General features: G+C 43.9%; 13 protein-coding genes. 9 read left to right on the top strand and 4 right to left on the bottom strand.

Features of this window, described 5'->3' with window-relative positions:
- Window positions 1-8 precede the first annotated feature (8 nt).
- The 3 genes from thrB (at window position 9) to R7Q46_RS08850 (ending at window position 3042) form a co-directional block, all read left to right on the top strand.
- Window positions 9-965, top strand: a complete 957-nt coding sequence (gene thrB / locus R7Q46_RS08860; protein ID WP_017635074.1) for a homoserine kinase — start codon at window positions 9-11, stop codon at window positions 963-965.
- Entirely contained in the window at window positions 962-2242 is a 1281-nt protein-coding gene (gene thrC / locus R7Q46_RS08855; protein WP_318077446.1) for a threonine synthase, read from the top strand. The genes thrB and thrC overlap by 4 nt, the downstream gene beginning before the upstream one ends.
- 140 nt (window positions 2243-2382) lie before the next feature.
- Window positions 2383-3042: an NAD(P)H-dependent oxidoreductase gene (locus tag R7Q46_RS08850; protein ID WP_318077445.1), complete on the top strand. Its 660-nt coding sequence runs from the start codon at window positions 2383-2385 to the stop codon at window positions 3040-3042.
- A gap of 111 nt (window positions 3043-3153) precedes the next feature.
- Here the strand turns inward: R7Q46_RS08850 and grcA are convergent, their stop codons facing one another.
- On the bottom strand, window positions 3154-3531 hold the full coding sequence (grcA, locus tag R7Q46_RS08845; RefSeq protein WP_005381814.1) for an autonomous glycyl radical cofactor GrcA: 378 nt from the start codon (window positions 3529-3531) through the stop codon (window positions 3154-3156).
- Window positions 3532-3857: 326 nt separating this feature from the next.
- Between grcA and nfo the strand changes: the two genes are divergently transcribed.
- The 3 genes from nfo to R7Q46_RS08830 all read left to right on the top strand — a co-directional run bounded on the left by nfo (window position 3858) and on the right by R7Q46_RS08830 (window position 6377).
- On the top strand, window positions 3858-4742 hold the full coding sequence (gene nfo / locus R7Q46_RS08840; protein WP_053304353.1) for a deoxyribonuclease IV: 885 nt from the start codon (window positions 3858-3860) through the stop codon (window positions 4740-4742).
- 289 nt (window positions 4743-5031) lie between these two features.
- The gene (ung, locus tag R7Q46_RS08835) at window positions 5032-5712 is read left to right on the top strand and encodes a uracil-DNA glycosylase (protein ID WP_318077444.1); all 681 of its coding nucleotides are present in this window, start codon (window positions 5032-5034) and stop codon (window positions 5710-5712) included.
- A gap of 113 nt (window positions 5713-5825) precedes the next feature.
- Window positions 5826-6377 (top strand): hemerythrin domain-containing protein, encoded by a 552-nt coding sequence (locus tag R7Q46_RS08830; RefSeq protein ID WP_005381807.1) that lies wholly within the window; start codon window positions 5826-5828, stop codon window positions 6375-6377.
- A gap of 236 nt (window positions 6378-6613) precedes the next feature.
- Here R7Q46_RS08830 and R7Q46_RS08825 read toward each other — a convergent pair whose 3' ends face one another.
- Window positions 6614-6799 carry a DUF3545 family protein gene (locus tag R7Q46_RS08825; RefSeq protein ID WP_005381805.1) on the bottom strand — a complete coding sequence of 62 codons (186 nt, stop codon included), beginning with the start codon at window positions 6797-6799 and terminating at the stop codon, window positions 6614-6616.
- Window positions 6800-7520: 721 nt separating this feature from the next.
- On the opposite strand from R7Q46_RS08825, the gene R7Q46_RS08820 reads away from it, so the two are divergent.
- Together R7Q46_RS08820 and yaaA are read left to right on the top strand one after the other, a co-directional pair.
- A complete protein-coding gene (locus R7Q46_RS08820; RefSeq protein ID WP_005381800.1) occupies window positions 7521-8954 on the top strand; it encodes an alanine/glycine:cation symporter family protein in 1434 nt (477 codons plus the stop codon).
- 110 nt (window positions 8955-9064) lie between these two features.
- A complete protein-coding gene (gene yaaA / locus R7Q46_RS08815) occupies window positions 9065-9841 on the top strand; it encodes a peroxide stress protein YaaA (RefSeq protein ID WP_151514425.1) in 777 nt (258 codons plus the stop codon).
- Between the two features lie 109 nt (window positions 9842-9950).
- Here the strand turns inward: yaaA and srmB are convergent, their stop codons facing one another.
- On the bottom strand, window positions 9951-11174 hold the full coding sequence (gene srmB / locus R7Q46_RS08810; RefSeq protein WP_262647679.1) for an ATP-dependent RNA helicase SrmB: 1224 nt from the start codon (window positions 11172-11174) through the stop codon (window positions 9951-9953).
- Between the two features lie 107 nt (window positions 11175-11281).
- Window positions 11282-12001, bottom strand: coding sequence for a tRNA1(Val) (adenine(37)-N6)-methyltransferase (locus tag R7Q46_RS08805; RefSeq protein ID WP_104975862.1), 720 nt, complete (start codon window positions 11999-12001; stop codon window positions 11282-11284).
- Window positions 12002-12331: 330 nt separating this feature from the next.
- Between R7Q46_RS08805 and brnQ the strand changes: the two genes are divergently transcribed.
- On the top strand, window positions 12332-13642 hold the full coding sequence (gene brnQ / locus R7Q46_RS08800; RefSeq protein WP_005381792.1) for a branched-chain amino acid transport system II carrier protein: 1311 nt from the start codon (window positions 12332-12334) through the stop codon (window positions 13640-13642).
- Window positions 13643-13714: the final 72 nt, after the last annotated feature.

Here is a 13714-nt window from a genome sequence, read left to right as displayed (position 1 = left end):
CAAGTGATATGGATGTAGTGGTTTATGCCCCAGCATCAATTGGTAATGTAAGCGTTGGCTTTGATGTGCTGGGGGCGGCCGTGTCTCCAGTGGATGGCACACTATTGGGTGACCGTGTATTGGTGAAATCTGGGGCTGATCCGTTCAGCCTTAAAACGGCGGGTGATTTTGTTGAGAAATTGCCAACTGAACCAAAAGAGAACATCGTCTACGACTGTTGGCTCGTGTTTGCTCGTGAGTTAGACAAAAAAGGCGTTGAGCTAAAACCACTTGAGATGACGCTAGAAAAGAACATGCCAATTGGCTCTGGTTTAGGCTCAAGTGCATGTTCTATCGTCGCTGCATTAGATGCATTGAACCGATTCCATGGACAGCCACTTAACGAGACAGAATTATTGGCGCTGATGGGAGAGATGGAAGGCAAGATCTCTGGTGGTATTCACTACGACAACGTTGCGCCATGTTACCTTGGTGGTGTGCAACTGATGCTTGAAGAGTTGGGTATCATCAGTCAAGAAGTGCCTTGCTTTGATGATTGGTACTGGGTGATGGCGTATCCGGGTATCAAGGTATCAACGGCGGAAGCGCGTGAGATCCTACCATCTCAATACCGCCGACAAGATATCATTGCTCATGGTCGCCACCTTGCGGGCTTTATTCATGCGTGTCATTCTGGTCAGCCAGAACTTGCTGCAAAAATGATCAAAGACGTGATCGCAGAACCGTATCGTGAGAAACTGCTTCCAGGTTTTGCGAATGCACGTCAATACGCAGCGTCTGCGGGTGCATTGGCAACCGGTATTTCTGGCAGTGGTCCGACACTGTTCAGTATTTGCAAAGAGAAAGATGTCGCTGAGCGAGTTGCTCGCTGGTTAGAACAAAACTACGTACAAAACGAAGAAGGATTCGTCCACGTTTGTCGTCTAGATAAGCAGGGTTCGAAAGTAACAGGAAGTGAGCTATGAAGCTTTACAATATAAAAGAAAATGATGAACAAGTTTCCTTTGGCCAAGCCGTTCGCCAAGGGTTAGGTCGCAATCAAGGCCTATTTTTCCCATCGGAATTACCAAAATTTGAAGATATCGATGCGCTGCTTGCAGAAGACTTTGTCTCTCGTAGCACTAAGATTCTATCGGCGTTAATTGGAGATGAACTTACAGAGGAGCAAGTGAATGCTCTTGTTGATGCTGCATTCCAATTCCCTGTGCCAATTAATCAGGTCAAAGACGGTGTTTACGCTCTGGAACTGTTCCATGGTCCAACGCTTGCATTTAAAGACTTTGGTGGTCGCTTTATGGCGCAATCTCTTGCTGCGGTTTCGGACGGCGGCAAGATCACTATTCTGACTGCAACTTCCGGCGATACTGGCGCAGCCGTTGCGCATGCTTTCTACGGTATGGAAGACATCAACGTTGTGATTCTTTACCCGAAAGGCAAGATCAGCCCACTGCAAGAGAAGCTATTCTGTACGCTTGGTAAGAACATCCATACTGTCGCGATCGATGGAGACTTCGATGCGTGTCAGGCACTGGTTAAGCAAGCTTTTGATGATTCTGCACTGCGTGAAGAGATCGGTCTGAACTCAGCAAACTCAATCAACATCAGCCGTTTGATGGCGCAAATCTGTTACTACTTTGAAGCAGCTGCGCAAATGAGCAAGCAAGAGCGTGAAAACCTAGTCGTGTCTGTACCAAGCGGTAACTTTGGTAACCTAACTGCTGGTCTACTGGCAAAAGCGCTGGGCTTGCCTATCAAACGCTTTATCGCTGCAACTAATGCCAATGACACGGTTCCTCGCTACCTAGAAACAGGTAAGTGGGAGCCAAAACCAACGGTCGCAACAACATCGAACGCGATGGACGTGAGCCAACCAAACAACTGGCCTCGTATCGAAGAGCTATGCCGTGTGAAAGAGTGGGGCTTGGAGACGCTAGGTAAAGGCGCAGTATCTGATGAGCAAAGCGCACAGTCAGTAAAAGATCTATACGCCATGGGTTACCTGTGTGAACCGCACGGTGCTATTGCTTACCGAGTGCTTGAAGAACAACTGCAAGACGGTGAAACCGGTCTGTTCCTATGTACTGCTCACCCTGCGAAGTTCAAAGAAGTGGTGGATGATATTCTAGAATCCGATATCGAGCTTCCTGCGCCACTAGCGAAGCACGCTGCGATGGAGCTGCTATCGGAAGAGCTCGACGCAGACTTTGACGCATTGAAACAAGTACTGCGCCGCGTGCAGTAAGCTTCAAAGTATAGATAAGTATCAAAAACAGAAATAACGAGAGGTGAATGAGTAATCATTCACCTTTTTTATTGTCGGTAAGTTTTGACTCTCTTTATGATTGAGAAACGAACTTAACTAAATGAGATGGAAAGAGAAGCATGCATTTTTTGATTTTTCTTGGCTCAGTGAGAAACAGCACGCCACCACGACCAGCCCGTTTAGGAATGCGAGTCAGTAAAGCGTGTGAAAAACTCATCGCGTGTCAACATTCGCAACATACGGTCGAAATCATCGACCCTTTGAATTACGACTTTGGCGATGTGTTTAAGCCCGAGTTTGCTTATCACCGCTCTAAAGTTCCGCAGCACCTAAGTGAGCTGGCAGACAAAATCAAACAGGCCGATGGGTATGTGATGGTTAGCCCGGAATATAACCATTCGATGAGTCCTGCTTTGGCGAACATGCTTAACCATTTCGGCAGTTCGCTGTTTTCTTACAAGCCGAGTGCTATCGTGACCTATTCTGCCGGACAATGGGGTGGTGTTAGAGCTGCTGTTTCTATGCGTACCTTCTTATCTGAACTTGGATGTCTACCTGTCTCTGCGATGATCCACATTCCGAAAGCGCAAGAAGTGTTTGATGAACAGGGCGTTGCTGCGGATGAGTCGGAGCAGACGCAGTGGGACAACTATATGAATCGCACTATGCATCAAATGATTTGGTGGGCAGAAGGGGCGTCACTGCAAAGAGATAGGCTTGATCCAACCTCTTTAGCGCAAGCGTTTCAGAAAGATCCTTCGCAAAGAAATGCACCTTAGAGGCGAGTTGCTTTCCATTATAGAAAGGGTTTAGAAGGATTCTGAAACAAAAAAAGCTTGGTCATTGCAGACCAAGCTTTTTAAATTCTAGCGAGCTAGTTTACTGAGAGATTATAGAGTCTCAGTAAAAGTACGAGCGATTACATCACGTTGTTGCTCTGGAGTTAGCGAGTTAAAACGTACTGCGTAACCAGAAACACGAATAGTTAGTTGTGGGTATTTCTCTGGGTGTGCAACTGCATCTTCTAGTGTTTCGCGTTTAAGCACGTTCACGTTTAGGTGTTGGCCGCCTTCGATACGAGGAGCAGTTTCGATTGCAACTTCACGGCTTTCGTATTCACCTAGGTCGCTGATTGCGATAACTTGGTCTGCTTCGTAGCCAGCAGTTGCAGCAACACAACGAGCTTCATTTTTTTCGCTATCTAATAGCCAGATAGAGTTTAGTAGGTCGTCGTTTGCCGCTTTTGTAATTTGGATACCTTGGATCATCACTATCTCCTAGACCACTTACGTGGTGATTATTGGTGTTAATTTTCGAATTTTCGTTGAGCTGAGTATTATATAGCTAATATCCACTATTTTAATATTGATTTAAGTCAAAAAACAACCAAAAGCATTATTTTTATCAAGGTAATTTTATTGAGTTAAATCAATAAAACCTTTGAAAACAAACTAATTACAATTTATTTGATAATATAAAAAATATTTAATAACTAATTTTGTTGTAAATTTACAACAAATTGAGATTAAAGTTTAAACTGGTTAACACAACTATCTGTATTTAGGTAGCAATACTGAAAGTCTAAAGTGATTAAATGACAAACATGAAAAACAAGCTTGGGAATAAACTCATTGGTGCACATGTCTCTGCTGCTGGTGGGGTCGATCAAGCTCCGTTGAGAGCTCGTGAAATTGGCGCGAATGCATTCGCACTATTTACAAAAAACCAACGCCAGTGGGTGGCGAAGCCTTTAGAAGCAAAAACCATCAGTGCGTTTAAAGCGAACTGTAAAATGCTGGGTTTCGGAGCAGAACATATTCTTCCCCATGATTCTTATCTGATTAACTTGGGTGCGCCGGAAGAAGAAAAGCTGAATAAATCCCGCGCGGCATTTATTGATGAAATGGAGCGTTGTAATCAGTTAGGGTTGACTTTGCTTAACTTCCACCCGGGTAGTCACCTAAAGAAAGTCTCTGAACAGGAGTGCCTCGCAACGATCGCCGAGTCGATCAATCTTGCGCATAAAGCGGTGCCGAATGTGATCGCTGTTATCGAGAATACGGCAGGTCAAGGCACTAACTTAGGCTGGAAGTTTGAGCACCTTGCTGAAATCATCGAGCAAGTGGAAGATAAAGATCGTGTCGGCGTTTGTATTGATACCTGCCATACCTTTACGGCTGGTTATGACTTACGTACAAAAGAAGATTGCGAGCGCACCTTTGCAGAGTTCGACCGTATCGTAGGTATGCACTATTTAAGAGCAATGCATCTAAATGATTCAAAAGTAGAGTTTGCCAGCAAAGTAGATCGCCACCATTCTCTAGGTAAAGGAGAGATCGGGTGGGATTGCTTTGAGTACATCGCAAAAGACCCTCGTTTTGATGGTATCCCTCTGATTTTAGAAACAATTGATCCAGATATTTGGCAGCAAGAGATCGACACGTTGCGTCAATTCCATTTAGCGGCCATTGCCAGTTAATGGCGTAACCACAAAGTTGGCACCTTTCTTTCTTAGTCATTGAACATCAATCTCTGAATTAGCAAAGAAGGATGCCAACATGTCTCGACCACTCTCTTTTACTCCTTATGCTTACACTCGTCGCGTGCTTCGCTTACCGATGCCTAATCGTCACATTACCGGACGGGGGCATTTTCGAACGCCACAGAAGCATTAGTCTTTTATTACTTGTCTCAAGTTCGTGGTAAGTTTTTGTTTGTTTGAGTTTCGCTCGTTAGAATAGAAGCAAAATTTAGGACAGGAACTTTCCATGAATCAGTCACCCACTTGGCACGATGTGATCGGCGAAGAGAAAAAGCAGAGCTACTTTGTAGACTCCTTGAATTTTGTTGAAGCCGAACGCGCCGCAGGCAAAGCTATTTTTCCTCCCGCAAAAGATGTCTTTAACGCGTTTCGTTTTACCGAGTTCAAAGACGTTAAGGTCGTGATTCTAGGACAAGACCCATACCACGGCCCAAATCAGGCGCATGGCCTGTGTTTCTCTGTACTTCCTGGCATTAAAACGCCACCGTCACTGGTTAATATGTATAAAGAGCTGGCGCAAGATATTGAAGGTTTCCAAATCCCTCAGCATGGTTTTTTGCAAAGCTGGGCTGAACAAGGCGTATTGTTACTCAATACGGTATTAACGGTGGAGCAAGGTAAAGCGCATTCACATTCAAAGACAGGTTGGGAAACGTTTACTGATCGAGTGATTGAAGCCATTAATCAGCATCAAGAAGGTGTAGTGTTCTTGCTGTGGGGTTCACATGCACAGAAGAAAGGTCGTTTTATCGATCGCAATAAGCACCATGTGTTAGCTGCCCCACACCCATCGCCACTTTCTGCACATCGAGGCTTTTTCGGTTGTAAGCATTTCTCTCAAGCAAACCAGTTGCTTACATCACAAGAAAAAGCACCAATTAACTGGCATTTGCCATTAACGGTATAAATGAAGAGACAGCGATCATGGATGGTATGATCGCTGTTTTTTTGAGCACGCTCGAGGCTGATAGTAAATTTCTCATGTACACTTACTAAAAGTAGGTGTTAAGGAGAGACGCTATGATGATCGAAAGAATTCGACGCGAACATGGTTATATGGTTCGTCTGTTGGCGATACTGCGCCATAAGCTTAATGAGATAAAAAAAGAACGTGTAATCAACTATGCGTTAGTAAGCGAAATTGTTGATTACCTCTCTAATCATTCGGAGAAAGTACACCACCCGAAAGAAGATATCCTCTATCACCACTTTCTTGAACACTATGGTAAGCAACAAACCATGGAAAATTTAGAGAAAGAACATCTAGAGTTAGCGAGTAAAACCAGAGAGTTTTCATCCGTGATAGAGATGATCCTTCAGGATGCTGTTGTGCCACAAGACATGTTTGTCGCTCACCTAGAAGATTTCATAGAATCGCAAAGGCACCACTTGGAGCTAGAAGAGCGAAAAATTTTGCCTCTCATTGAAGAGTTGTTTACCACAGAAGATTGGCAGCATGTCGAGAGCTTATGGAGCGTCAGTGAGGATGACCCTGTGTTTGGTGACACGATTGCTGATCGTTATAAGCAGTTGGCCGAACGTGTTCGTCAAAGTGATACTGAATATGTTTAAGACTGAATGATGAAACCTGAGCGAGCGAAAGCCGTCTCTCGGGTTTGTGAGATACATTTCTTATTTATTGGGAATCAACCGAAAATTTAGTGTGCATATTTCTCGGCAAAAAGTACGGAAGATTCTCATTGAGTAATAATGGTATTCATACTTAAACCTTGGTACATAAACTCACGGTGTTTACGGTCACTGTAAACAAAAAACAAAAGGCACCTGTAAGGTGCCTTTTGTTTGAATTAGAGTTTAATGTCTTCCAAGTTATAATCGGTACAGACATCAAGTTCGCGCAGCTCTTTAAGCAAATTGCGTCTGTCGTTCATCTCTTCTATTTCACGCCACTTTCGCTTTACTGGTTTGGCACGAGATTTGGTTGTTGAGGTAGTATCCAGATTAAAAATGTCATCTAGTTGAAAGCCTTCCATAAGCCACCTTTACCTTTCTTAAGCTAAACTGTTGTAACCAGTCCTTGTGGAGTTTTTTAAGTACCACAATAGCCGTGAGAATAACCATGATATATTTCGCATTTGTGTCGGTAGCATGACATTTTCGTGCAAAAATATTCTCAAAATCACACTTTTTATTGCAACGATGTGGATAAAAAATGCACAAACGATCTCAAGAAAACGATTAAATAGAGAGATTTTCTATGTTAATTCGATTTGATGAATGGGTGCACTGCGCAAAGGTTAAAGTTGCATAAAATCAGTTTGATGAAATAGTGTTCAATTAGATGGTAAGTCACTAGCGTAAATTTATGTAACACCTTGTGAATACTAGCTTGTTCTTGTTTATACGGTTTACCATTCCATTTAATGAAGAATAATTATTTATGTTGGTGTTTGGTAATTGAAATGTTGCGCAGTTTGAGTGTTAAGTCTTCTATTTATGTTATTTTTTGGTGACTTTATAGTGAAAAATAACAATGTTATTCTTATTGTTGCATATTGATTTTTGCGCTCCTAGGTTGCATTATCCGCCCGTCAAAAAATACGCTGGTACGTAAAATGGATGCATGAAGCGACGTTTACGATTCTAGATTGCCCATAAACATTACTTAAAAAGCTAAGCACACTTTGACACTTAGCAGGCAATTTGGTGGATGGCTAGGACGCATAGACTGGCGCAACTCACTTTGAGGTACACATGACAGACTTAATCAATTTGATGAACGATCTCCTCTGGGGCTCGATTCTGGTTTATCTTCTTGTTGGTGTTGGTATTTACTTCACCGTTCGATTAGGGTTCATTCAGTTCCGCCATTTCGGCCACATGTTCTCTGTTCTTAAGAACAGCCGTAAAGCAGACAAAGCTGGTATTTCCTCTTTCCAAGCGCTTTGTACTAGTCTTGCTGCACGTGTTGGTACAGGTAACATGGCGGGCGTTGCAGTTGCATTGACTGCGGGTGGTCCTGGTGCGATCTTCTGGATGTGGCTGATTGCAATGCTTGGTATGGCAACATCGTTTGCTGAGAGCACACTGGCGCAGCTATACAAAACCAAAGATGATGATGGCAACTACCGTGGTGGCCCTGCCTACTACATGGAAAAAGGCCTGGGCATGCGTTGGATGGGCGTGTTGTTCTCAGTTTTCCTAATCATCGCTTTTGGTTTGGTATTCAACGCCGTACAAGCTAACTCAATTGCCAATGCAATGAGCAACGCATTTGGTTGGAATAACCTGTATGTTGGTATTGCCGTTGTTTTACTGTCTGCAATTGTTATTTTCGGTGGCATCAAGCGTATCGCAAGAGTAGCTGAGATGATCGTTCCGATCATGGCACTACTTTATCTAGCCCTAGCGCTGTTCATCATGTTCTCTAACCTAGAGAAATTACCTGATGTATTGATGCTTATCTTTAAGAGTGCATTTGGTCTGCAAGAAGCAGCAGCAGGTGGTCTTGGCTACGCAATTGCACAGGCAATGATTAACGGTATCAAGCGCGGTCTATTCTCGAATGAAGCAGGTATGGGTTCTGCACCTAACGCGGCAGCTTCAGCAACACCTTACCCACCACACCCAGCGTCTCAAGGTTACGTACAGATGCTAGGCGTGTTCATGGATACGATCGTTATCTGTTCTGCAACAGTGGCTATCATCCTGATGTCTGGTGAGTATGTCGGTCAAGCAACAGAAGTGACGGGTATCGAGCTAACTCAGCGTGCATTGAGCTCACAAGTTGGCGATTGGGGCGGCATCTTTGTTGCTGTGGCAATCTTCTTCTTTGCGTTTACTTCAATCATTGCAAACTACTCGTATGCTGAAACGAACTTAATCTTCCTAGAGCACAATCATAAAGCGGGCTTAAGCATTTTCCGCGTTATTGTTCTTGGTATGGTGATGTTTGGTGCACTAGCTTCGTTACCAGTCGTATGGTCGCTTGCTGATGTCTCTATGGGGCTGATGGCGATAGTTAACTTAGTGGCTATCATCTTGCTATCTGGCATCGTGATTAAACTGGCCAAAGATTACAACCGCCAGCTTGGTGAAGGCAAAGTGCCAACATTTGATGCGAATGATTTCCCAGAGCTGAAATCTCAGCTTGAAGAAGGCATTTGGTACAACGATAAAAAAGACTAAGTGAGCTATCACTCATAGTTGAAAGCTATTAGTACGATGTAAAAAGCCATGCAGACAATGCATGGCTTTTTTTGTACCCTATTAAAAACAAAATTAGAGAAGGGAAAGTCATGCTTATCGTAGTTTCTCCAGCGAAGACTCTTGATTACGAGTCTCCGTTAGCGACAGAAAAATTTACTCAACCTGAGTTGGTCGAATACTCAAAAGAGCTTATCGATGTATGCCGCAAACTGACTCCTGCTGATGTTGCCTCTTTAATGAAAGTGAGCGACAAGATTGCCGATTTAAATGTGGGCCGATTCCAAGAGTGGAGTGAAACGTTTACCACGGAAAACTCACGACAAGCCATTCTTGCATTTAAAGGTGACGTTTACACAGGGCTAGACGCCGAAAGTTTATCTGAAGCGGACTTCGAATATGCTCAAGATCATCTGCGTATGCTATCGGGTCTCTATGGTTTACTAAAACCACTTGATTTGATGCAGCCATACCGTCTTGAAATGGGTACCAAGCTTGCAAACGACAAGGGTACGAACTTGTACCAGTTTTGGGGCAACGTTATTACGGACAAGCTTAACGAAGCGATTTCTGCTCAAGGTGATAATGTCCTTATCAACCTTGCATCAAATGAATACTTTAAAGCGGTTAAGTCAAAGAATTTAGATGCGCAAGTGATCACGCCAGTATTCAAAGATTGTAAGAATGGTCAATACAAGGTCATCAGTTTTTACGCGAAGAAAGCGCGCGGTATGATGGCGCGTTACATCATTGAAAACCGTGTTGAGAGCGTGGCAGACCTGACTAAGTTTGATACGGCGGGTTACTACTTTGTGGAAGATGAATCGACGCCAACAGAGTTAGTATTTAAACGCGAAGAGCAAAAATAAAGCTGATTGAGACGTAATCGACGTTAATCTCTATCAGCACAAACGAAAAAGGGTTGGCATTGCCAACCCTTTGTTATTTTCTAGCTTGAGCTACTTGGCCCCAACAAGATTACTTCTTCTTAGCGGTTTTCTTTTTCGCTACTTTTTTCTTGTCGTCTTTTTTCTTTTTCTTCTTAAACACAGGCTTTTTGTGTTTAGGACGCATCTCTTTCACGAAACGCTCTTTGATGTCTTCTTTCACGTAACGTGCAACGCGATCCATCATTGGTTGGTCGTGTGCTTCTACGATTGAGATAGCGTTACCTTTCTTACCTGCGCGAGCCGTACGGCCGATACGGTGAAGGTAAACATCAGCCGTGCGCGGCATGTCGTAGTTGATAACGTGTGATACATCCGGAAGATCGATACCACGCGCAGCAACGTCCGTCGCGAGCAGCACATTCACAGTTCCATCGCGGAAGCGAGAAATCGCATTGTTACGACGATCTTGCGGCATTTCACCTTGAATCCAAGAACATGGAATCTGTGCGCTTTCAAGCTGCGCTCGTAGCTCAGCCAAACGCTCACGAGTCTTTAAAAAGACGATAGTGCGCTCAGCTTGCTGAGTAATAATGTGTTTTAGTAATTCCAGTTTGTGTTCTGCATCATCAGCACGGTGGTACCACTGAGCAATTTTCTTACGCTCACGCAGCGGTGATTTTGCGTCGATCTCTGCAGGGTCATTCAACAGATCAGCGGTAAAGCCTTCTACGCCTTTCCCTTCTAACGTTGCTGAAAACAGAAGGGTTTGCTTACGCCAGTGACATTCGTTAGATAGGCGATCGACAGTAGGAGCAAAACCCATATCTAGCATACGGTCTGCTTCATCAAGGATTAACCATTCGATTGCACGACAATCAAAACGTTCTGCATCAATGTATTCTTTTAAACGGCCAGGTGTCGCAACCACAATGTCTTGTGTTGTTGCAAGGATGTCGGCGTGCTCTTGGTACTGAACACCACCAGTGATGGTGAAAATGTTGAGTTTGGTATTTTTTGCCAAAGCACGTGCTTGATCGGCAATTTGCATCGCCAGTTCGCGAGTAGGCGTTAGGATCAAAATACGCGCAGGCCCAGGCTTACGACGAGGGAAGTCTTGCAAGTATTGCAATGCTGGCAGGACGAAGGCGGCCGTTTTACCAGTTCCTGTTGGCGCTGACGCTAGAATGTCACGACCGTCCAACGCTTGTGGAATCGCTTCTGCCTGAATTTTTGTTGGGCGTTCGTAACCCATCTCTTCAATGGCTTCAAGTAGGTTTTGGTCTAGATCAAGTTCAGCAAAGGTTCTGATCACAATGAGTTCTCCACAAGCAAAGCTTGGTTAATGGTTCGCCACAACAGCATAGAATACAAAAAGGTCGCACATTATAAAGTGATTGGTGATAAGGATCACATGTTATTTCACATCTTAAGATAAAACTCGCGAGTTAACTGGATGAAATCATCACTATAGCCGTCATTTGAACGGATAATTAAATGTGACGTTTGCGAATCGCAAGGTCGTTTTGACAGTTCAAATAACAGTCGGTGTACTGGTTTCTTTTCTGATGGTTGCACACGACAGATCCTCGATAGATACCAACCTTGGTTTAATGCTAGCTCAATGAACTGCTCGCCTTCGGTGATTGGCAAAACAAAACTAGCTCTCCCTTCGTCATCAAGCAAATGATAGCAACGCTGTAGCAATGCGTTATGGCCTAGCGTATCAGTGTGCCTCGCGGTTGCACGTTGACTGTGTTTCGATTGCTCGCCGCTGTTGAAGTAGGGCGGGTTACAAATGATGCGTTGGAATGGATGTGTCGGCGTAAAGTGCAGTATGTCGGTGTGATGCACACTTACACGATCTGACCAAGGAGACTGGGCCATATTTTTTTGCGCGGCAGCAACGGCTGTTAATTCGATATCGACCGCGGTTATTTGAGCTTCCGTAAAGCGTTGAGCACACATCAGGGCAAGCAGGCCAGTGCCAGTCCCAATATCGAGAATTTTAGCGTCGTTAGGGCTTTGAATCCAAGCACCAAGCATTACCCCATCTGTGCTGACTGGCATACCACTCTCGCCGCCCTCAATACAAAATTGCTTAAAATTGAAGCCTTTAGTTTTCAGTTTTTTGTTCTTCATGATTGTTTTATATTTGCTCAATAATTAAGTGGATTGCTCTATTGTTTATTAATTGTATAGATTGTTGTTTTGTTGGTTATTAAATTGTATTGTTAATTGATCGAGATAAAGAACTGGTCTGTTATTTGGATCTGGTTATATCCACTGCTTTTAAGTTTGAAAACTAAATTAATATGGTGTTTTTTTCTTAAAGGTTGCCAAATGATGAGTCTTTCGTCATTATGCGGCGAAAATTTTATAGATTGAACCACGTGTACTTATTGACTTTAGGTATACAAAAAGTGGTCTACGCATACACAACATTCATTAATTAAAAGACAAGGGTTATCTGTGAAGCAGACGTTAAAACTAACAGATATTATCGCAGTAGGCTTTATGCTATTTGCGTTCTTTTTAGGTGCGGGCAATATTATCTTTCCTCCTCTAGCGGGTCAGCTAGCGGGTGAAAACTTAATGCCAGCTATGTTTGGTTTCTTGCTAACAGCGGTAGGTCTACCTCTTATTACTATCGTTGCTATTGCTGTTGCTGGTGGTTCTTGGGATCACTTGACGCAAGATCTTCCGAAAAAAGCGGCAGTTCTTATGGCAGCACTGATTTTCATCATCATTGGTCCTGCGTTTGCAGCGCCTCGTACTGGCCTAGTGGCTTACGAGATGGCGGTGAAACCTTTCTTCCTTGAGGCGTCACAAACGCATCTGACAGCGTTCTCAGTGATCTTCTTTATCGCAGCGATGATGTTCTCATGGTTCCAAGGCCGTTTGATCGATCTTATCGGTAAAGTACTGACACCAGCATTGTTCGTTGGTTTGATCATTCTTGCTGTCGCTGTCTTCCTTGATCCTCAGGGCGATATGATTGGCGCGCACGGTGAATATCTAACGCAGCCTCTGACCAAAGGCTTCTTAGAAGGCTACAACACAATGGATACGTTCGCGTCATTGATGTTTGGTATGCTGATGGTTGATGCACTGCGCGGTAAAGGCATTACTGAGCGCTCTGCAACTACTAAATATCTGATCTATGCAGGTTGTATTGCTGCTGCTGGTCTTGCGTTTGTTTACATCTCACTATTTTACTTAGGTGCGACGAGTGCAACGGTTGCTGCTGGTGCTGATAATGGTGGCCTAGTGCTTAGCCAATACGTTCAAGCGTTGTTTGGTCCATACGGTCAAATCGTTCTGTCTGTCATCGTATTGCTAGCGTGTCTGACAACCGCGATTGGCTTGATTTCTGCGTGTTCAGATTTCTTCAGCTCGAAAACACCACTGTCATACAAGCAATGGGTACTGATTAATGGTTCTGTTTGTGCATTGGTTGCAAACGTTGGTCTTGCACAGCTGATTTCTCTGTCAGTGCCAGTATTGTTTGCGCTGTACCCTGTGGCGATTGCGTTGGTTGCACTAACATTTGTGCGCAGCAAACTGCCAAATCCACGTTTTGCTTACCGCGCGGTACTGCTTGTATCTCTGTTGTTTGCGTTGGTTGATGCGGCAAAAGTATCGGGTATTGATGTTTCTGCGTTTAACATGTTGCCACTATTCGAAGTCGGCATGGGTTGGGTGCTTCCAACATTTGCGGCTATCGTGTGCATGTTCTTCATCGCGAAACCTCGCCCAGAGCTAGCACAAGAAACCGCGTAATCACTTCGCGTTATCAAGATAATAAAAAGCCCGATGAATTACTTCATCGGGCTTTTTACTTTTTAATGATGA

The organism is Vibrio sp. 811, from assembly GCF_033339195.1.
The sequence above is the reverse complement of the archived record's forward strand: the minus strand, read 5'-3'. Positions and strand labels throughout refer to the sequence as shown.